This is a genomic window from Streptomyces sp. NPDC029159 (genome assembly GCF_055564055.1).
Genome location: NZ_JBVHWT010000001.1, coordinates 61,792 through 81,492 on the forward strand (window position 1 = coordinate 61,792; position 19,701 = coordinate 81,492).

A 19,701-nucleotide genomic window follows, 5' to 3' on the forward strand; every position below is an offset into this window, starting at 1 on the left:
CCGTCCCCGACCCCACCGCCGGGCGCCGTCCGCACTGTCGCCGGGCCTGCCCGCCGCCGCGCGCCACTCGCCCCACAATTTCTTCCGCAACACCCTTGACGCACGATTCCCGCAGGTCAGAGACGTACTACCGGCACACGTCGGAGAGTTTTCCACAGGCCGGGCGGCGGCAGCGCCGCGTACGACATCATCGAGGCAACGACGCGGAGCACCGGCTCGGCGGAGACCGGCACGGACGGGGGACACCATGCACGGCAACACCCGGCACGACCACGACCAGCCCAACCGACAGCCCGACCGACACACACCTGCGGACTCGGACACCGGCCCCGGCGCGGGGCCCGGCGCCGAGCGGAACCGACGGCTCGCGGCGGTACACGGCGCGCGACGGACCCTGGCCGCCCGCCCGCAGACGCTCCGCGAACGTCTCGCCGCCCTCGCCGCGAACGCCCCGGGCGCCCACGACCTCGACGCCTGGCCCGACATGTACGGCAACGACGACGGCATCGTCGGCGAGCTGGAGCGCCGCACCGCCGACGCGCTGAGCGCCGAGGCCGCCGCGTTCTTCCCCACCGGGACGATGGCGCAGCAGGTGGCGCTGCGCTGCTGGGCCGGGCGCACGGGCAACGCCACCGTCGCCGGCCACCCGCTGTCCCACCTGGAGGTCCACGAACGCGACGCCTACGCCACGGTCAGCGGCCTGCGGATGATCCACCCGACCGATGAGCCGCGCACCCCGACGGCCGACGAGATCCACGCCCTGCAGGAGCCGTTCGGCACCCTGGCGCTGGAACTGCCGCTGCGGGACGCCGGGTTCGTCCTGCCGGAGTGGGAGGAGCTGACGGCGACCGTCGAGGCGGCCCGGGAGCGGGACGCGGTGGTCCACTTCGACGGGGCGCGCCTGTGGGAGTGCACGCCCCACTTCGGGCGCGGGCTCCCGGAGATCGCCGCCCTCGCCGACAGCGTCTACGTCTCGTTCTACAAATCGCTCGGCGGCATCGGCGGCGCCGCGCTCGTGGGCAGTGAGAGCTTCATCGAGGAGACCCGCGCCTGGCGGCACCGTTACGGCGGGCAGCTCTTCCAGCAGTGGCCGACGGCGCTGACCGCGCTCACCGGGCTGGACACCGAACTGCCGCGCCTGCCCGCGTACGTCGCACAGGCGAAGGTCGTCGCACAGGCCCTGACGGAGGGGTTGGCCGGGTCGTCCGTGCCATGGTTCCGCATACATCCGCAGGAACCGCACACCCATCAGTTCCGGCTGTGGCTGCCGTATCCGGCGCAGGCGCTGAACGACGCCGGTCTGCGGCAGGCGCGGGAGGCGGGGACGAGCATGTTCCCGGCCTGGTTCGAGGACGCCACGCCGGGCCTGGCGACCACGGAGGTGACGGTGCAGGCACCTGCGCTGGAGTGGGCGGCGGACGACATACGGGCGGCGCTGGCGGACTTCGTCACGCGGGTCGGCGGCGCCTGAGCGGCCGGGCGGGCGGCGGGGGGCACGAATCCGGGGTCGGAGCCGTGGCCTAGCTGCACGGGGAGGCCGCGCGGCGGGCGTCGGCCCCGGCGGGTCGCCTGGTGCCGGCCGGGTGCCCGGTGGCGGGCCGGACGGTGGTGCCGGACGGGGACGGATCGTGGTGGAGCGGACGGGGGCTGCGAAGGGACGCCCCCAGGCTCCGGGCGGCACGCAGGGCGCGGGCCGGGAAGCGATCGGCGGGGTCGGTGACGACGGAGGTGAAGCGTCTCCACAGGAGAACCTCGCGGACGGCGCGGACGGTGCCGGCGCCCGGCTGGACGGGCGGGGCCTCGCCCCGCTGTGCGGCACGGTAGGCGTCGAGAAGGTGCTGCTGGTTGGCGTTCATGGCTTCACTGTGGGGCCGCCCCGGGCGGCGGCGCGCGTCGATTGACGGAAGCGGTCAAACGACGTTCCCGCAGGTCGTGGGCGGACGCATGATGAGGGCATGGCCAACGTCATCGACATCACCGGGCTGCCGCCCGAGCGCATCGTCTTCTCGCCGTCGCCGCTCGCGGAGCTGGGCGCCGCGCTGCACGCGCTGTCCGAACCGGGCCACCATCCGGGGCTGCACGGCTGGGTCACGGCGACCTCGTCCGCGCTGAAGACCGACCTCGCCGACCGGCTGTGCGAGGCGGACTTCCTGTGGCGGTCCGCCCGTTCGGACCTGCTGCTGCCGGCCCACCCGGGCGCGACGCTCGCCGACGACCTCGATGCGATGGACACGATCGACGACGAACGGTTCGTGGCCGCCGCCTTCGAGATCACCTGCTCCACCTCGTACACCCGCTGCACACCGTCGCCCCTCGTGGACGCGGCGGAGCGGGCCCGCGTACGGGAGATGGCCGCGGCCCGCGGACCACGGCAGGCCGCGTTCACCGACCGGATGCTCACCGACCCGGACGGACTGCGGGTCTGGCTCAGGAGACTGTTCGAAGACTGTGAGGAGGCGTTCTTCGGAGACATCTGGCGACGCGTCGGCATGCAACTCGCCGCCGACGCCCGGCACAAGACGGAGCTGCTCCGGCGCAAGGGCCTCGCCGAGACCCTGCCCGCCACCTCGACCGCGCTCTCCCTGGAGAGCGGGCCGGGCGGTGGCGCACGCATCCTCGTCGACAAGCTCGCCGGTGGCCGCACCACGGCGTTCGAGGACGCCGACGACCCGGGGGTGACGCTCCTCCCGACGTCGTTCGGCTGGCCTCATCTGCTGGTCAGCCATGCGCCGGGCTGGCGACCGGTGATCCAGTACCCGGTGGCGAGCCCCGAGTTGCCGGCGCCGGCCACGCTGGAACTCGTCCACCAGCGGCTCGACGCACTGGCGCACCCGATGCGGATGAAGCTGTGCCGGTCACTGTCGCGCGGGCCGCACACGACGGGGGAGCTGGCGAACGCGTACGGGATCACGTCGCCCGAGGTGTCCCGGCACATCGCGACGCTCAAGAAGGCCGGGCTCATCCAGACCCGGCGCCGCGGCCGCTACGTGCTGCACCAGCTGGACCTCCAGGTGGTCGCACGCCTCGGCAGCGACTTCCTGGAGGGGGTCCTGCGGTAGGGGGTGGTGGGGAGGGAGGGGTGGGGGCGAGGGGGAGGGGGAGCCCCCCCCACCCCACCCCTCCCCCGCCCTCAGTTCTCCTGCAAGAACTTCTTAGCCAGCTCGTCCCCCCGGCTGACGGCGGCGTTGTGGCTTTCGATGGGCGATGCCTTGGAGTTCTTGAAGAGGAGGTAGGTGACGCCCGAGTCGGCGCCGCCGGTCTCCGGGTCGGGGTCTATTCCCAGGCTCTTGGCGGTCGCGTAGGACGCCTCGCCGATGATCTTGTTGGGGCCGGTGTCCCCGACGACGGCGTATTCGACCTGGTTGTTGTAGATGACGGCGACGACACCGCCGCCGTCGATGCCGTCCTTGGTGTAGTCCCAGATGCTGCTGGAGCTGGGGACGACGACGAAGGGCAGTTTGGCGGCGTTGAGTGGTTTGCCGTCCGACTGGTGGAAGCGGGTGTCGTTCTGGAACCAGGGGTCGGTCTGTTCGTTGCACTGGTCGGTGATCTGGCCGTCGCAGTCGATGTCCATGTCGGCTTTCCAGAAGACCGCGCCGTTCTTGCCGCAGACGGGGACCGTGGCGGCGGTCTCCGTGTCGGTGCGGTACTTGCCGTTGGAGATCTGTTTGCAGTCCTTGAGCTTGGCCAGCAGGTCGGCGGCGCTGACGCTGCCTTCCTGTACGGGGTGGGCCTGGGTGGCGGTGGGCGCAGTGGCCTGGGCGGAGGCCGGCAGGGCGGCTGCGGTGAGCAGCGCGGCGCCGGCGACGGTGGCGAGGGCAAGGTTTCTTGTCCGCACTGGGGAACCCTTCGATTAGGAAAGTTTCCTTACCGAGCGGGCCCAATCTGCTCCCGTTTACGTGTCCCCGTCAAGGCGTCGCACGGAGCGCCGCCGGCCGACCCGCCTAGGTCGCCCGCCCGGAGCACGGTCCGGCGCCCGCCCGGAGCGCGGCCCGCGACCTACCCGGCGGACGGGCCCCGCACGCCCCCGCGACGCGGCGCCCGCGCGCCTCAGCCCGTGGCGCCGCCGCCCCCCGCCCGCACCAGCCCCGACTCGTAGGCGAGGACCACGGCCTGGACGCGGTCGCGCAGGCTCAGCTTGGTGAGGATGCGGCCGACATGGGTCTTGACCGTGGCCTCGGAGAGCACCAGCCGCGCGGCGATCTCCCCGTTCGACAGCCCCTGTGCGACCAGCAGCAGGACCTCCCGCTCCCGCTCCGTGAGACGGCCCAGTTCGGGGCGGGTCGGCTCGGCGTGGGTGGCGGGCAGCATCGGCGTGAACCGGTCCAGCAGCCGGCGGGTGGTCGACGGGGCGACGACCGCGTCGCCGCTGTGCACGGCGCGGATCGCGGTGAGCAGTTCACCCGGCGGTACGTCCTTGAGCATGAAGCCGCTGGCCCCGGCCTTGAGCGCGGAGAACGCGTACTCGTCGAGGTCGAAGGTGGTCAGGATCAGCACCTTCGGCGCCTGCTCGGCGCGGCCGTCGCCGCAGATCCGCCGCGTCGCCTCGACACCGTCCAGGTGCGGCATCCGGACGTCCATGAGGATCACGTCGACCTTGGTGGCCCGCAGCGCCTCCAGCGCCTCCACGCCGTTGCCCGCCTCGGCGACGACCTCCATGTCGGGCTGGGCCGCCAGCACCATCCGGAATCCGGTGCGCAGAAGCGCCTGATCGTCGACGAGCATCACACGGATGGTCATGGCAGGGGGTTTTCCCTTCGGATGCGGAACGGCGGAACGGCGGTGCGCCGAAACGGAAGGACGCGGAGCGCAGGAACGGGACGGGACGGACGCATGGAACCACGCCCCGGGCGGCGGCCGCGGCGGACCCCCGCGACCCACCGGCGGCGCTCACCACCGGCATCCGGTCACGGGCCTCACCGTTCGGGCCGCAGCGGCAGCACCGCGTCGATACGGAAGCCGCCGCCGTCGCGCGGGCCCGCCTCCAGGCTGCCGCCGACCATGCCGACCCGCTCACGCATACCGATGAGGCCGTGGCCGAGACCGTCCGCCCCGCCCTCCTCGTACAGCTCGCTCTGCGCGCCGCGGCCGTCGTCCTCGATGAGGAGTTCCAGTTCGGCGTCCCCGTAGGTGACGCGGACCGTGGCGCCCGCGTCCGGGCCGCCGTGCTTGCGGGTGTTGGTGAGGGCTTCCTGCACGATGCGGTACGCGGTGAGGGCGACGCCGCTGGGCAGCGGCCGGGAGGCGCCGTCGACGCGGAAGTCGACCGGCAGTCCGGCGCCGCGCACCTGCTCGATGAGGTCGGTGAGCTGTTCCACGCCGGGCTGGGGCACGTACTCGCCGCCTTCGGGCTGTTCGCCGGTGCGCAGCACGCCGAGCAGCCGCCGCATCTCGGCCAGGGCCTGCCGTCCGGTGCCGGAGATGGTCTCCAGCGCCTGCCGGGTCTGGTCGGGCGCGGTGTCGAGGACGTAGGCGGCGCCGTCGGCCTGGACGACCATGACGGAGACGTTGTGGGCGACGACGTCGTGGAGTTCGCGGGCGATACGGGCGCGTTCGGCGGCGACGGCGATGCGGGACTGCGCCTCGCGCTCCTTCTCCAGCCGGTCCGCCTTCTCCTGGAGCTGGGCCCAGTACGCCCGCCGGGTGCGGACGGAGTCGCCGAGCACCCAGGCGAGGATGAAGGGGACGGTGAACAGGACGGTGACGAACGCCGCCTCCCAGACGGGCCGCGCGGGGGTCGGTTCGCCGAAGCGCATCAGGAAGAGGCTCGGCGCGAGGCAGGCGCAGGTCAGCGCCAGCCGGGACGCCCAGCGGGTGGTGCCGGAGGCGACGGTGTAGACGATGACGAGCATCGCGAGGTCGGCCGGGTTGAAGCCCACGTCGAGGAGCATCTGGGCGAGGCCGATGAGGAGTGCCAGCAGCAGCATCCGCTCGGGCCATTTGCGGCGCAGCGCGAGGACGGTGCAGAGGCCGAGGGAGATCAGGATGGCGGTGAGGGTCGACGTCCCTTCGTGCGGCGAGACGACCCACAGACCGTTGAACGCCAGGAAGCAGACAGCCCAGAAGCTGTCCACCCCCGTGGGGTGCCGGCGGAAGAAGTCGTAGAGACGCTGCACGTCACCCAGCGTAGGCAGGGCGGGTGGGCGGCGGGGTCAACCGGAGGAGCGATCCTGGCGGACGGCCCTACTCCGGAAGGTGGAGACGGTGCGCGGGCGGGGAGGAGGCCGGATCCGGCCGCGGGGCGCGCGGCCTCCGCCTCGGGGGCGCGCGGCCTCCGGCGCACGCCCCCGCCCGGCCCCGTCGGGGCGCCGCGCGGCGCCCCGTACCGTGGCCCCGTGACGAGCGAGTGGTGCGGCTGGCGGGATGCGGCGGAGGCGGCCCTGTACGGGCCCGACGGTTTCTACACCCGGCCCGGCGGCCCCGGCCCCGCGGGCCATTTCCGCACGTCGGTGCATGTCTCGCCGCTGTTCGCCGGCGCGGTCGCGCGGCTGCTGCGGGAGGTGGACGGGGCGCTCGGGCACCCGGACGAGCTGACGCTCGTCGATGTCGGCGCCGGCCGCGGTGAGCTGCTGACCGGTGTGCTCGCCGCCCTGGAGACGGACCCCGGCCTGCTGGCGCGGCTCCGTCCGTACGCCGTGGAGCGCGCCGGTCGCCCAGCCGGTCTCGACGGGCGGATCCGGTGGTCGGCGCGGTTGCCGGAGCCGGATTCGGCGGTGGGGCTGCTCTTCGCGAACGAGTGGCTGGACAACGTCCCCGTCGATGTCGTGGCGGCGGACGCGGACGGTGTGGTGCGCCGGGTGCTGGTCCGGGCGGACGGTGAGGAGCGGCCGGGCGGGCCGGTCGAGGGGCCGGACGCCGACTGGCTCGCCCGGTGGTGGCCGGCGCTCGCCCCGGAGGCGCTGCGTCCGCCGGGGACGGCGCCGCCCGCCCCGGGGATGCGCGGGGAGATCGGGCGGCCCCGGGACGCGGCGTGGGCGCGGGCGGTCCGTTCGCTGCGCGCCGGGCTGGCGGTCGCCGCCGACTATGCGCACACCCGGGCCGACCGGCCGCCGTTCGGGACGCTGACCGGTTTCCGCGGGGGCCGTGAGGTGGCGCCGGTGCCGGACGGGTCGGCGGATGTGACCGCCCATGTGGCGCTCGACGCGTGCGCCGGGCCGACCGGCCGGCTGCTGTCGCAGCGGGCGGCCCTGCACTCCCTGGGGGTGACGGGCCGCCGTCCGCCGCTCACGCTCGCCTCGACCGATCCCACCGGGTACGTACGGGCGCTGTCGGCCGCGGGCGCCGCCGCGGAGCTAACCGATCCGGCGGGTCTCGGCGGCTTCGGCTGGCTCGTCGAGCCGGTCGGTCCGGAGTGTGCGGAACTGCTGCGTCCGCAGGCGTGAGCGGTACGGGCCAGGGCCGGGCCCGCGTTTCCGGCCGCCTGGTGGCGTGCGCGAGACTGTTCCCATGACGGAGACGACGGTCGGCATCGGCGGCGCGGCGGAGAGCACCGACATGGTGTTGAACATCGGCCCGCAACACCCCTCCACGCACGGCGTGCTGCGCCTGCGTCTGGTGCTGGACGGCGAGCGGATCCAGCACGCGGAGCCGGTGATCGGCTATATGCACCGCGGCGCGGAGAAGCTGTTCGAGGCGCGTGACTACCGGCAGATCATCGTGCTCGCCAACCGCCACGACTGGCTGTCGGCGTTCTCCAACGAGCTGGGGGTGGTCCTCGGCGTCGAGCGGATGCTCGGCATGGAGGTCCCCGAGCGCGCCGTGTGGACGCGGACGCTGCTGGCGGAGCTGAACCGCGTCCTCAACCATCTGATGTTCCTCGGCTCGTACCCGCTGGAGCTGGGCGGGATCACCCCGGTCTTCCACGCGTTCCGGGAGCGGGAGGAGTTGCAGACGGTCATGGAGGAGATCTCCGGCGGCCGGATGCACTACATGTTCAACCGCGTCGGCGGCCTCAAGGAGGACCTGCCCGCGGGGTGGCTCGGCCGCGCCCGGCACGCCGTGGCGCAGGTCCGTTCCCGGATGCCCGTCTTCGACGATCTGGTCCTGGGCAACGAGATCTTCCGCGGCCGTACCCGCGGCATCGGCGTGCTGTCCCGGGAGGCGGTGCACGCGTACGGGGTGTCCGGGCCGATCGCGCGGGCGTCCGGTGTCGACTTCGACCTGCGGCGCGACGAGCCGTACCTCGCCTACCCGGAGCTGCGGGACACGCTGAAGGTCGTCACGCGGGAGGAGGGCGACTGCCTGGCCCGCTTCGAGTGCCTGCTGGAGCAGAGCCACAACTCCCTCGACCTCGCCGACGCGTGCCTGGACCGCCTGGCGGAGCTGGCGCCGGGCCCGATCAACCAGCGGCTGCCGAAGGTGCTGAAGGCTCCCGAGGGCGCGACGTACGCGTGGACGGAGAATCCGCTCGGCATCAACGGCTACTACCTCGTCTCCAAGGGCGAGAAGACCCCGTACCGCCTGAAGCTGCGCTCCGCCTCGTTCAACAACATCCAGGCCCTGACGGAGCTGCTGCCGGGCACGCTCGTCGCGGACATGGTGGCGATCCTGGGGTCGCTCTTCTTCGTCGTCGGCGACATCGACAAGTAGGCCCGCCCGCACCGCGTACGAACGGCACCGGCCCCTCCCCGGAGTTTCGGGAGGGGCCGGTGTTTTCGCTGTACGAGACCGGGTTACGGGCCCGGGCTACGAGATGGCGGTGCGGAGGCCGGCCAGGTCGAGCTGTTCCGTCTCGTCGTGGGCGGTGAGGTCGATGACCTCGCCCACGCCGTCCTTGCCGGTGGCGTCGGCGTCGGCGGCCTGCTCGGTGGCGTCCGTGTCGGCGGCCTGCTCGGTGGCGGGCTCGTCGGAGCCGTCTACGGGGGCCGTGCCCTCGGAGGCGGTGCCCTCCGGCGCCGGGCTCTGCGTATCGGCGCCGTCCGTGGCCGTGGCCTCGGGCTGCGCGTCCTGGGCGTCGTCGGGGACGGCGGCCGGAGCGGGGGCCTCGGTCGCGGAAGCGGTGGCCTCCGCCGGGGCCTCGGCGGCCTGCGGCTGCGGGCCGGCCGCGGGCGCCTCCGCGGGGGCGGGGGCGCGGTGGGCGCCGGTGCCGCCGGTGGTCTCCGACTCCGCCGGGCGGAGCCGGGCGGCGGCGCGGACGGTCTGCTCGGCTATGGCCTCGTCGCCGACGACGTCGGCCAGGTCCTCCTCCATGGGCGCGGGCAGCGCCGGGGGCGTCGCGTTGCCGAAGAAGTCGAAGCCGCCGATCTCGCGGGAGGCGGTGGGCCGGGGCGCGGCGGGCGGGGCGACGGCCGCGGCGGCTGCCGGGACGGGCCGCAGCGACGGCCCGGCCGGTGCGGCCGCCTCGGGTCCGGCGGCGGCCGGGGCCGCGTGCCTGCCGCGCGGGCGGTCGTCGCCGGGTGGCTCCGTACGGGGCTGTTCCGTACGGGCGGCGCGCTGCCGGGCGGCGTTGCGGGCCAGCTCCCGGAGTGCGCGGTCGGCCTGCGCGAACGTCGCCGGGGCGGGGCGCCCGGACACGGCCGCGACGCCGGATCCGCGGCGCACCGCCACCTCCTGACGGGGCGTACCGCCGGTGGCGCCCGGTGCGGTGCGCTCGGCCGCCGGGGCGCCGGCGGGGGCGGGCAGCTGCGTGGCGGGTGCCGTCGCCTCTATGGCGAGCTGGCGGCGGTGCTCCAGGGCACCGGCCCGCTCGGTCTCGGCGGTGGCGTAGCGGCGCAGCAGGTCCGCGTGTTCGGTGCGCAGTCTGGCGAGCTCGGCGCGCTTGGCGCGGAGCTTGGTGTCCAGGGCGGCGCGGATCTCGCGGGACTCCTCGGCGTCCGATTCGAGTTCGGCGATCCGCTCCTCGGTGCGCCACTCGTCGCGGACGCGGGCGCGGCCCAGCTCGGCGACGCGCTTGCCGGCCTTGCGGTCCCAGGCGCGCAGCAGCGCCGCGCCGGTGACCGCGGCACCCGCGGCCCCGGCGGCGAGCACCCGCTGCACCAGGTCGTCGCCGACGAACCAGGTCCCGGCGGCGCAGGCGATCGACGCGCCGGCGACCGAGGAGGGAGGAAGCAGCCGGTGGAGGGGTGGTGAATGGCGGTGGCGTCCTCGTGGCATGGCCAGAAACTTACCGTGCGCCCGAGGCCGATGGGGCGCCGCCCACCAATCCGTTTCCCGGTGGTTACTTCTTCAGCAGTCCCTTGGCCTCCAGATAAGTCCGGGCGACCTCCTCGGGCTTGAGCCGTTCGGCGTCGACCTTACGGTTCAGGTTGATCAGATCTTTGGTGGTGAGGACGCCCGTGAGCTTGTCGAGCGCCGCCTCGATTCCCTTGTCACCTGCGCTTTTGGCATTTACGACGGGCAGCACATTGTCGGCGTTCTGCAGCTTCTTGTCGTCGGTGAGGAGGACCAGCCCGAAGTTGTCGAGGGTGGCGTCGGTGGTCGTCGTCAGAACCACCTGATCGGTACCTTCCTTGACGGCCTGTTTGGACGACGGGGAGCCCACGCCCTTCGGGTCGATACCGGCGACGGATATGCCGTACGTCTTCTCCAGCCCGGGCTTGCAGAACGGCCTGGTCTCGCACTCCTCACCGGCGGCCAGGGTGACCTTCGCTCCGGAGGCGCCGAGGTCGGAGAGGGTCTTCAGCTTGTGCTTCGCGGCGAATTCGGCGGTGACCGCGAAGGCGTTCTGATCGGCGGCGGCGCCGGACGGGAGCACCTTGAGCCCGCGCGGAGCGGCGAGCTTCTTCAGTGCGGTGACGGTCTTGTCGATGTCGCCGGAGGCAACGGGCTCCGCCTTCGCGCCGTTCGTCTTCGCGTTGAGGAATTCGGCGAGTGTGGAGGCATATTCGGGGACGACGTCGATCTGGCCCTTCTCCAGGGCCGGTTCATACAGTTCACGATTGTCGAGGGTCTGGATGCGGGCGTCGTATCCGGCGGCTCCCAGCAGCTGGGAATACAGCTGCGCGAGCACCTTCGACTCGGTGAAAACGGCCGAGCCGACGACGATTTCGCCCTTGCCGCCGCCCTTTCCGTGCGCCGCTCCCTCGTCCTCCAGGCTCTGGCCTCCGCAGGCGGCCAGCGTCGCCGCCAGTGCGGCCACCGTGCCCGCGGCGAGCGCGGTGCGCGCCCCACGCGACGTGCTGCTCATGGACTCATCCTTCGCTTCGTCGGTTCGGACTGCCGTTCTCGGAGCTGTCCGGTACGGGTGCGGGGCCGGGCCCCGCGGGTGCCGTCGGGCCCGGAGCGCCGAGCGGGCCGGTGCAGGGTACGCGGGCGGCGGCGCCACGCATCAGGCCGCGCCGCCGATCGCTACCGCATCGTCATCCCGCGCACCGCTCCGCTCCCCCGGGCCGCGGCCGGTCCGGGCGGCCCGGCGGCGGCCGCGCATCGGGTCGCAGAGCCGGTCGACGGCGACCATCACGCCCTCGACGGCGAGCGCCAGCGCGGCCACCAGGACGGCCCCGGCGACGACCTGCGCGGTGTCGTAGTTGCCGAACCCCGCGGTGATGATGCGGCCCAGTCCGCCGCCGCCGGCCATCGCGGCGAGGGTGGCCGTCGCGACGATCTGGACGGCCGCGGAGCGCAGCCCGGTCATCAGCAGCGGATAGGCGAGGGGAAGTTCGACGCGGAACAGGAGCTGCGGGCCGGACATGCCCATCCCGCGGGCCGCCTCGACGGCGTCCCGGTCGGCCTCACGTATGCCGAGGTAGGCGTTGGTCAGCAGCGGCGGTATCGCGAAGAGCACCAGCGCGATGACCGTGGGCCACTCCCCCTGGCTGCCGAGCGGACCGAGTGTCAGCAGCACCAGCACCGCGAACGTGGGGACCGCCCGCCCGATGTTGGAGAGGTTGACCGCCAGCGCGCCGCCCTTGCCGATATGGCCCAGCCAGAGCGCCACCGGCAGTGCGATCAGGCAGGACAGCGCCAGGCAGACCGCGCTGATCTGCACATGCTCGGCCAGCCGGTGCCAGACGCCCTTGTCGCCCGCCCAATTGGCGGCCGTCGTCAGCCACTGCCAGGCCCCGGTGAGCACGTCCATCGTCAGGCCACCGCCTTCGTCGCCCGGGTGCGCCGGCCGCCCGTCCGGGAACGGGCCCGCGGCCGGTTCCACGGCGTCAGCAGCCGCTGCACCGCCATCAGCAGGAGATCCGCCACGACGGCCAGCAGCACGCAGAGCACCGACGCGGTCAGCACCTCGGCCTTGAAGAAGCCCTCCAGTCCACTGGCGATGAGGTTGCCCAGCCCGCCGAAGCCGACGACGGAGCCGATCGTCGTCATCGCGACCGTGGAGACCGTGGCGATCCGTATCCCGGCGACCACCGCCGGGAGCGCCAGGGGGAGTTCCACCCCGAAGAGCATCCGGACCGGGCCGTACCCCATGCCGCGGGCCGCCTCGCGGACCTCGGCGGGCACCGCGTCGAGCCCGGTGAGGATGTTGCGGACCAGGATCGTCAGGGAGTAGAGCACCAGGCCGGTGACGACGACCGCGACGGAGACGCCGAAGACCGGGGTCAGCAGCGCGAACATGGCCAGTGACGGGATGGTGTAGAGCACCGTCGTCAGCCCCAGCACGGCGCCCGCGACCGCGCGGCGCCGCCGGGCGAGCAGCGCCAGCGGGAAGGCGATCAGCAGCCCGAGGGCCACGGACGCCGCGGTGATGCCGATGTGCTGCACGGTGGCGTCCAGCAGCTCATGGCTGCGGGTGCGCAGATAGGCGCCGCAGATCCAGTCGTTGGCCACCAGGCAGTCGGCGCCGCCCGGCGCCGCGGCCTGCGGCACCCAGGGCCCGCCCGGATCCGCCGGCACCTGCCCGGACGGCCAGGCGGCCGCCGTAAGGCTCCATGGCACGCTCATCCGCCGTCACCTCCCCCGCCCTGTCGCTCACATTTTCGGTGACTGTCTGCGACCCTATCCCCCGGCACTGACATCCGGCCGGGCCGCCATACGTCCGCCACACCGCGTTCACGCGCTGCTGCCCACAATGGGGACCGTCCACCACGGGGGAATGCATGATCCGCTTCGAGCACGTCACCAAGCGCTACCCGGACGGGACGACCGCCGTCGACGACCTGTCCTTCGAGGTTGCGGAGGGGGAACTCGTCACGCTCGTCGGCCCGTCGGGCTGCGGCAAGACCACCACGATGAAGATGGTCAACCGGCTCATCGACCCCACCGAGGGCACCCTCCACGTCGGCGGCGAGAACATCGCGGACACCGACCCCGTGGAGCTGCGGCGCCGCATCGGCTACGTCATCCAGCAGACCGGCCTCTTCCCGCACAAGACCGTCCTGGACAACACCGCGACCGTTCCCCACCTGTTGGGCACCCCGCGGAAGCAGGCCCGCCAGCGGGCGGCGGAACTCCTCGACCTCGTCGGCCTCGACCCGACCGTCTACGGGCACCGCTACCCCGACCAGCTCTCCGGCGGCCAGCGCCAACGCGTCGGCGTCGCCCGCGCACTCGCCGCCGACCCGCCCGTCCTCCTCATGGACGAACCGTTCGGCGCCGTCGACCCCGTCGTCCGCGAACACCTCCAGAACGAGTTCCGCCACCTCCAGCGCACCCTCGGCAAAACCGTCCTCTTCGTCACCCACGACATCGAGGAGGCGATCCGCCTCGGCGACCGCATCGCCGTCTACGGACAGGGCCGCATCGAGCAGTTCGACACCCCCGCGGCCGTCCTCGGCGCGCCCGCCACCCCGTACGTCGCCGAGTTCGTCGGCGCGGACCGCGGCATCAAGCGCCTCTCGGTCACCCCCGTCGAACCCGGTGACCTGGAGGAACGTCCGGTCGTCCGGCTCGACGACCCGGCCGGTCGGGCCGCCGAGACGCTCGCCGCCGACGACGCCTCCTGGGCGGTCGTCCTGGACGGCGAGGCGACGCCGTACGGCTGGGTGCCCGCCGCCGCGCTCACCGGCGGCGGCCCGGACGGCGCCACCGTCCGTGACCACGTCCGCCCGATGGACGCCACGCTGCCGGTGGGCGCGCCGCTGCGGGAGGCGTTCGGGGCGCTGCTGGGCCACGACGCCGGGTGGATAGCCGTTCTCGACGAGGGGCGCTACGCGGGCGTCCTCACCCCCGGTGGCCTGCACGCCGCCCTGCGCCGCGCGACCACCGCCGACGCCTCCCGCACCACCCGCGAGGCGGTCACCCTGGACACCGTCCCGGGCGCCTGATCACCCGGGCCCGGCCGTGCGGGCCCGTACGGCCGGGTCGTACGGGCCCGGTCATGCAGAAGGCCCGCGCATCGAACGGCGCGGGCCCACGGGCACATACGGGAGCCGCCGCGAGACGGCCTCCCCGGCGTTCACACCGACGTGGCCCCCGGCCCCGGTCCGTCCACGTCGTCGTCCTCCGGCAGCTTGCAGACCCGCTCCAGGAAGAGGGCCGCGGCGACCACGGCGGCGCCCGCCAGGACCGAGAGTCCGGCGTAGATCGTCTGATCGCGGCGGGGCCCGGCGTCGAGGCCGGTGGTCAGCAGGAAGACGCCGACGCCGCCGTAGAGCCCGGCGACCAGCGCCGCGACCAGGGCGCTGGCCTGCCCGAAGATCAGCACACGGGCGGCGAGCAGCGGCTCCACGCCCTTGGCATCGGCGCGCCGCTCCCGCTGGGCGCGCAGCCGGGCGCGGAACGAGAAGGCGGCCGAGCCCAGCAGCGCGGCGATCAGCGCCAGCACGATCGGCGCGGCCACCGGGACGCTCGGCAGGCTCCCGAAGCTGTCCCACAGCCGGGCGCCGGCCCACGCCAGCACCCCGGCCACCACGAACAGCCCGACCAGCACCTTGATACGTAGCTGCTTCACCGGGCATTCGCTCCTTGCACCGTCATGGCCGTACCGCTCGATCCGTCCCGCCGCACCGCGGCGCTCACGCCCTACGCAACCACGGCGGCGGCGCCCTCGCCGTTCACGACGTACGCGACCGGCCGGAGCGTCGGCGTCCGCGCGGTCCGCACGGACCCGCAAGCCTAACGATTACTCGGGCAGCCGCAGTTCCAGGTCGGTGCGGAGCGTGACGCCCTCGCTGCCGATCTCGGCCAGCAGCTCGGCGACCGGACCGCGCCCGGGGACCTCGGCGGACGGGTCGACGTCGTGCCACGGCACCAGCACGAAGGCCCGCTCATGGGCGCGCGGGTGCGGCAGCGTCAGCCGCGGGTCGTCGGAGACGACGTCCTGGTAGGCGAGGATGTCGACGTCGATGGTGCGCGGGCCCCACCGCTCGTCCCGCACCCGCTCGAATGCCTCCTCGATGGCGTGGCCGCGCTCCAGCAGGGACTCCGGCGGCAGCGTCGTCTTGATCAGCACGACGGCGTTGAAGTACGCGGGCTGGGAGCCGGGCTCGACGCCCCAGGGCTCGGTCTCGTAGACCGGCGAGACGGCCTTGACCCGCAGGCCGGGCGTGTCCTCCAGCGCGTCGATCGCGCCCTGGAGGGTCTCCAGGCGGTTGCCGAGATTGCTGCCCAGGGAGATGACGGCGCGCTTGGGGTTGGAGAGCGTCACATCGGCCGCGTCCACCTGCTCGACGACGGAGGTGGGCACCGGCTGGACGGTCGGGTCGCTGCTGGTCTTCATACTCGGCTCCGGGTGATGGTGATGGTCACGTCGTCGAAGGGGACGGTGATCGGGGCGTCCGGCTTGTGCACCACGACCTCCACCTCCTGCACCCCCTCGTGCTTCAGGCACTGGGTGGCGATCCGCTCCGCGAGGGTCTCGATGAGGTCGACCGGATCGCCCTCGACGATCGCCACCACCTCCTCGGCCACCACGCCGTAATGGACGGTCTTGGCGAGATCGTCGGTCGCCGCCGCCGGACGGGTGTCCAGACCCAGCACCAGATCGACGAGGAAGGTCTGGCCCTCCTCACGTTCGCGGGGGAACACCCCGTGGTGCCCACGGGCCTTCAGCCCACGCAGCGCGACACGATCCACGCGAATCACTCCCACCGGTCTGGCACCTGCGGCGCCCCTGCTCGTCGGATTCCGGACCCGCGCCGAACGCCTCCGGCACATCGCCCGTTGTCGAATCTACCTGCGAGCACCGACAACGCTTGCCCACGGGGGCTATGGACAAGGGCCGTCGCTGCTGCTAAGAACCGGCCCTGCGAACCGGGCCCGGGGCGGCCGTGCGACCGCCCGCGCGGCCTCTTACCCCTGACCGCACACCCCACCCCTACCCGCACCGCACTTGGCTCGAACGGGTGCCCGCCGTCTGCCGGGCTGACCCCGGCCGCTGACGCCGCCCCCCGGATGCCGTACCCCGGCCGCCTCCTCGGCGCCTCTCCCCCGCGCCGGGCGACCGCCCAGGTCAGACGCCGCCCGCGACCTCGCCGGGGCCGGCCGGGCCGTCGTCGTCCTCGTCGTCCTCGCCCTCGGTCAGCACCGGCGACCCGTGGTGCGACCACACCCGCCAGCCCTCCTCCGTACGCCGGAAGACATTGGTCGCCACGACCAGCTGGCCGATCAGCGGCCCCACCGAGCCGTCGTCCTCCGCCGGGCCGCCGCTGAGGATGTTCTCGGTGCAGGTGACCAGCGCGGTGTCGCCCATCACATCGATCTCGACGTCGGTGAGGAAGAACTGGATGTACTCGGTGTTCGCCATGATCAGCGCATACGAACGGAGCACCTCACCGCGGCCGCGCAGCACCGGCCAGCCCGGGTGCACCACGCTGACCTGCCCGTCCAGCCAGAGCGCGGTCAGCGCCTCCTGGTCGCCGCGCTCCACGGCCTCGTACAGCTCCGTGTTCGCCTGCTCGACCAGTTCGATGTCGGTCCGTGGGCCCAACCCGCTCACACCGCTCCCGTCATGTCGCCCTGAATGTCGTCCGCCGCGGTCTCCAGCGCGCGGGCGACCCGTACCGCGTCCGCGCTCGCCCGTACCTCGTGCACCCGCACCGCCCAGGCGCCCTCCCGCGCCACCAGCGCCGATACCGCGGCCGTCGCCGCGTCCCGCTCCCGGGCCGGCGGCGGAGCCGCGCCCTCGCCGCCTGCCAGCACCCTGCCCAGGAACCGTTTGCGGGATGCGGCCACCAGCAGCGGACGGCCCAGCGCCCGCAGCCGGGGAAGGTGTGCGACCAGCGCCAGGTCGTGCGCCGCCTCCTTGGCGAAGCCCAGACCGGGGTCGATGACGATGCGCTCGGGGGCCACCCCGCCGGCCACCGCGCGCTCCATGGCGCGGGACAGCTCGTCGACGACCTCGCCGACGACGTCCGCGTAGAGCGCGCGGTTGTTCATGTCGATGGACTGACCGCGCCAGTGCATCACCACGAACGGCACCTCGGCGGCGGCCACCGCCGGGATCATCGCCGGGTCGGCGGCGCCCGCGGAGACGTCGTTGACCAGCCGCGCCCCGGCCGCCACCGCCTGCTCCGCGACGCCGGCGCGCATGGTGTCGACGGAGACGACCGCGCCCGCCGCGGCCAACTCCCGGACCACGGGGATGACGCGGCGCAGCTCCTCGGCCTCGTCGACGCGCGCGGCGCCCGGCCGGGTCGACTCGCCGCCGACGTCGATCAGATCGGCTCCCCGCGCCACCAGGTCCAGACCGTGTTTGACGGCCAGCTCGGGGTCGAACCACGCACCGCCGTCGGAGAACGAATCGGGCGTGACGTTGACCACGCCCATCACCGCGCAGCGATCCCACTCCGGCAGTCCGGCCACCCGGTCACGCAAGGTATTCATGTCCCCAGCGTAGGCGGTGTTCCGGCCACCCGAACGGAGGCCACCGGCGCCCGGAGCGGTCCTCTCCGCTCCGCACCCGGCGCCGGTCCGCGCCGCGTTCAGGCGGCCCGCTCGACCGTGTCCCGGGCGGGCCGCGCCGTCGGCACATGCGCGCACGGCCGGGGCTCGGCGGGCGTGCGGCGGCGCAGTGCGCGCGGCAGCCCCAGCTCCAGATAACCCTCGGCCTGGAGCGCGGCCAGCCCGATACGCGGGATGTCACGGCTGTTGCGGAAGACGACGAAACGGGGCTCCCAGCGCGGCTGGAACTTGTCGTTGAACTTGTACAACGACTCGATCTGGTACCACCGCGACAGGAAGATCAGCATGCCGCGCCAAATCCGGATGACCGGTCCGGCGCCCAGCTTCTCGCCGCGCTCCAGGGACGAGCGGAAGACCGCGAAGTTCAGCGACACCCGCGCGATCTTCAGCTCCGGCGCCGCCTGGAGCGCCGCGACGATCAGCAGCTCGTTCATCCCCGGGTCGGCCGCGCGGTCGCGGCGCATCAGCTCCAGCGAGATACCGTCCCGGCCCCACGGCACGTAGTGCTGCATCGCCTTGAGATCGCCGAACGGACCGGGCTCCGCGCCCTCCTCCGGCGCCTGGTGCGCGGTGGCGATCACCGCGTCGCCGTCGGTGACCGCGTCGATCCGGCCCAGCGCCATGGAGAAGCCGCGCTCGGTGTCGGTGTCCCGCCAGGCGTCGGCCGCCCGCTGGATGACCTCCAGCTCCGCCGGCTCCAGGTCGCGCACCCGCCGCACCCGGGTCTCGTAGCCGTTGCGCTCGATGCGCTTGACCATCTGGCGGACGTTGCGCATCGCCCGGCCGCTGAGCGTGAAGCCGGCCACGTCGACGATCGCCTCGTCACCCAGCTCCAGCGCGTCCATCCCGGTCTCGCGGGTCCACACCTGGCCGCCGGTCTCGCTGCAGCCGGTCACCGCGGGCGTCCAGGAGTGCGCCCGGGCCACCTCCATGAACCGCTCGATGGCGCCCGGCCACGCCTCGACGTCGCCGATCGGGTCGCCGCTGGCGAGCATCACCCCGGAGATCACCCGGTAGCAGACGGCCGCCTTGCCGGTCGGCGAGAAGACGGCGCCCTTGTCGCGGCGGAGCGCGAAGTAGCCGAGCGAGTCCCGGCCGCCGTGCCGCTCCAGCAGCTCCCGCAGCCGCCGCTCGTCCTCCTCGGTGAGCCGCGCCGCCGGATGCTCGGGGCGGAACGCCAGATAGGCGGTGGTCGCGGCGGTCAGCAGCCCGAGCGCGCCGAGCGAGTAGCCGACGGTGTAGTCGACGTGGTGGGTGTACGCGATGGGGCCCTCGAAGCCGCACAGCCCCCACAGGACGTGCTGGACGCGCTCCCACCCGGTCGGCGAACCGACGGTACGGCCCGGGTGCGAGCTGACGATCACCATGCCGATGCCGAAGCTCGCGCCGCCCAGCACCACCGCGTTGACCAGCGCCTTCCAGCGGCTGCGCGGATCGGGCAGCGCCGCGAACTCCTTGCGGTGCCACACCAGGAAGCCGAGCAGCAGCAGCGAGAGGACCGCGCCGAACACCGAGTGCCGGTAGATCAGCTGGGCCAGCGCGCCGACCGGCAGCAGCGCCACCGCCGCCGTCCACGCCCGGCGCTTGCGCCGTTTGAGGCCGTGCGCCAGGAGGAGCAGGAGGATGCCGACGACGAGGGAGGCGGCGGCCGCGAGCGGGCTGACCGCGCCCGGCAGCACCTCGGCCAGATGGTGCATCCGGCTGTGCCGGAAGCGGGGGAAGACGCCGGAGGCGATGTCGAGGAGGCCGACGACGGCGCCGGCGCTGCCGATGAGCGGCGGCACCGATGCGGGCCGCGGGCCCCGGAGCCAGCGTGGCCGACGCCACGCAACCGTCCCGGACTTTTCGCCATCTAGCCTGTCAGACATCACTTTCCCGTCGCCCCGGTCGAGAGAACGTGCGAACCTGGTCGCAGCTTCCGGACTATTGCGCCCTGTATGACGGCGTTTCAGGGCTCGGGGTTCCAACAGC

Annotated in this window: 19 protein-coding genes; 5 read left to right on the forward strand and 14 right to left on the reverse strand. The window is 73.4% G+C overall.

The window, feature by feature from the left end; genetic code table 11:
• The first annotated feature begins 247 nt into the window (after positions 1-247).
• Entirely contained in the window at positions 248-1,471 is a 1,224-nt protein-coding gene (locus ACZ4U4_RS00300) for a threonine aldolase family protein (RefSeq protein ID WP_467867777.1), read from the forward strand.
• Positions 1,472-1,520: 49 nt separating this feature from the next.
• Here ACZ4U4_RS00300 and ACZ4U4_RS00305 read toward each other — a convergent pair whose 3' ends face one another.
• Positions 1,521-1,856, reverse strand: coding sequence for a hypothetical protein (locus tag ACZ4U4_RS00305; protein ID WP_467867779.1), 336 nt, complete (start codon positions 1,854-1,856; stop codon positions 1,521-1,523).
• Between the two features lie 99 nt (positions 1,857-1,955).
• Between ACZ4U4_RS00305 and ACZ4U4_RS00310 the strand changes: the two genes are divergently transcribed.
• Positions 1,956-3,059 carry a DUF5937 family protein gene (locus ACZ4U4_RS00310; RefSeq protein ID WP_467867781.1) on the forward strand — a complete coding sequence of 368 codons (1,104 nt, stop codon included), beginning with the start codon at positions 1,956-1,958 and terminating at the stop codon, positions 3,057-3,059.
• 71 nt (positions 3,060-3,130) lie between these two features.
• Here the strand turns inward: ACZ4U4_RS00310 and ACZ4U4_RS00315 are convergent, their stop codons facing one another.
• From ACZ4U4_RS00315 to ACZ4U4_RS00325, 3 genes are all read right to left on the reverse strand, one after another.
• On the reverse strand, positions 3,131-3,838 hold the full coding sequence (locus ACZ4U4_RS00315) for a glycoside hydrolase family 75 protein (RefSeq protein ID WP_467867783.1): 708 nt from the start codon (positions 3,836-3,838) through the stop codon (positions 3,131-3,133).
• Positions 3,839-4,050: 212 nt separating this feature from the next.
• Positions 4,051-4,740 carry a response regulator gene (locus ACZ4U4_RS00320; protein WP_467867785.1) on the reverse strand — a complete coding sequence of 230 codons (690 nt, stop codon included), beginning with the start codon at positions 4,738-4,740 and terminating at the stop codon, positions 4,051-4,053.
• A gap of 176 nt (positions 4,741-4,916) precedes the next feature.
• Positions 4,917-6,116 (reverse strand): sensor histidine kinase, encoded by a 1,200-nt coding sequence (locus ACZ4U4_RS00325; protein ID WP_467867787.1) that lies wholly within the window; start codon positions 6,114-6,116, stop codon positions 4,917-4,919.
• Positions 6,117-6,335: 219 nt separating this feature from the next.
• On the opposite strand from ACZ4U4_RS00325, the gene ACZ4U4_RS00330 reads away from it, so the two are divergent.
• Both ACZ4U4_RS00330 and ACZ4U4_RS00335 read left to right on the forward strand, forming a co-directional pair.
• Positions 6,336-7,382 (forward strand): SAM-dependent methyltransferase, encoded by a 1,047-nt coding sequence (locus tag ACZ4U4_RS00330; RefSeq protein ID WP_467867789.1) that lies wholly within the window; start codon positions 6,336-6,338, stop codon positions 7,380-7,382.
• A gap of 64 nt (positions 7,383-7,446) precedes the next feature.
• The gene (locus ACZ4U4_RS00335; RefSeq protein ID WP_467867791.1) at positions 7,447-8,589 is read left to right on the forward strand and encodes an NADH-quinone oxidoreductase subunit D; all 1,143 of its coding nucleotides are present in this window, start codon (positions 7,447-7,449) and stop codon (positions 8,587-8,589) included.
• Between the two features lie 96 nt (positions 8,590-8,685).
• On the opposite strand, the gene ACZ4U4_RS00340 is transcribed toward ACZ4U4_RS00335, so the two are convergent.
• From ACZ4U4_RS00340 to ACZ4U4_RS00355, 4 genes are all read right to left on the reverse strand, one after another.
• Positions 8,686-10,092, reverse strand: a complete 1,407-nt coding sequence (locus ACZ4U4_RS00340; protein ID WP_467867793.1) for a hypothetical protein — start codon at positions 10,090-10,092, stop codon at positions 8,686-8,688.
• A gap of 64 nt (positions 10,093-10,156) precedes the next feature.
• Positions 10,157-11,125, reverse strand: a complete 969-nt coding sequence (locus ACZ4U4_RS00345; protein WP_467867795.1) for an ABC transporter substrate-binding protein — start codon at positions 11,123-11,125, stop codon at positions 10,157-10,159.
• A 141-nt stretch (positions 11,126-11,266) separates the two neighbouring features.
• Positions 11,267-12,016 (reverse strand): ABC transporter permease, encoded by a 750-nt coding sequence (locus tag ACZ4U4_RS00350; protein WP_467867797.1) that lies wholly within the window; start codon positions 12,014-12,016, stop codon positions 11,267-11,269.
• 2 nt (positions 12,017-12,018) lie between these two features.
• Positions 12,019-12,831: an ABC transporter permease gene (locus ACZ4U4_RS00355; protein WP_467867799.1), complete on the reverse strand. Its 813-nt coding sequence runs from the start codon at positions 12,829-12,831 to the stop codon at positions 12,019-12,021.
• Positions 12,832-12,986: 155 nt separating this feature from the next.
• Here ACZ4U4_RS00355 and ACZ4U4_RS00360 point away from each other — a divergent pair, with 155 nt between their 5' ends.
• A complete protein-coding gene (locus ACZ4U4_RS00360) occupies positions 12,987-14,153 on the forward strand; it encodes an ABC transporter ATP-binding protein (RefSeq protein ID WP_467867801.1) in 1,167 nt (388 codons plus the stop codon).
• 131 nt (positions 14,154-14,284) lie between these two features.
• Here ACZ4U4_RS00360 and ACZ4U4_RS00365 read toward each other — a convergent pair whose 3' ends face one another.
• The 6 genes from ACZ4U4_RS00365 to ACZ4U4_RS00390 all read right to left on the reverse strand — a co-directional run bounded on the left by ACZ4U4_RS00365 (position 14,285) and on the right by ACZ4U4_RS00390 (position 19,598).
• Complete coding sequence (locus ACZ4U4_RS00365) at positions 14,285-14,779, reverse strand: DUF3180 domain-containing protein (protein WP_467867803.1); 495 nt, start codon at positions 14,777-14,779, stop codon at positions 14,285-14,287.
• A 171-nt stretch (positions 14,780-14,950) separates the two neighbouring features.
• Positions 14,951-15,547, reverse strand: coding sequence for a 2-amino-4-hydroxy-6-hydroxymethyldihydropteridine diphosphokinase (gene folK / locus ACZ4U4_RS00370; protein WP_467867805.1), 597 nt, complete (start codon positions 15,545-15,547; stop codon positions 14,951-14,953).
• Positions 15,544-15,903, reverse strand: coding sequence for a dihydroneopterin aldolase (folB, locus tag ACZ4U4_RS00375; RefSeq protein ID WP_030288515.1), 360 nt, complete (start codon positions 15,901-15,903; stop codon positions 15,544-15,546). Before folB ends, folK begins: the two co-directional genes overlap by 4 nt.
• Before the next feature lie 376 nt (positions 15,904-16,279).
• Positions 16,280-16,756: a nuclear transport factor 2 family protein gene (locus ACZ4U4_RS00380; RefSeq protein ID WP_467868910.1), complete on the reverse strand. Its 477-nt coding sequence runs from the start codon at positions 16,754-16,756 to the stop codon at positions 16,280-16,282.
• A 5-nt stretch (positions 16,757-16,761) separates the two neighbouring features.
• Complete coding sequence (gene folP, locus ACZ4U4_RS00385) at positions 16,762-17,652, reverse strand: dihydropteroate synthase (protein WP_467867808.1); 891 nt, start codon at positions 17,650-17,652, stop codon at positions 16,762-16,764.
• 98 nt (positions 17,653-17,750) lie between these two features.
• Positions 17,751-19,598, reverse strand: coding sequence for a phosphatidylglycerol lysyltransferase domain-containing protein (locus ACZ4U4_RS00390; protein ID WP_467867810.1), 1,848 nt, complete (start codon positions 19,596-19,598; stop codon positions 17,751-17,753).
• Between the last annotated feature and the right edge of the window lie 103 nt (positions 19,599-19,701).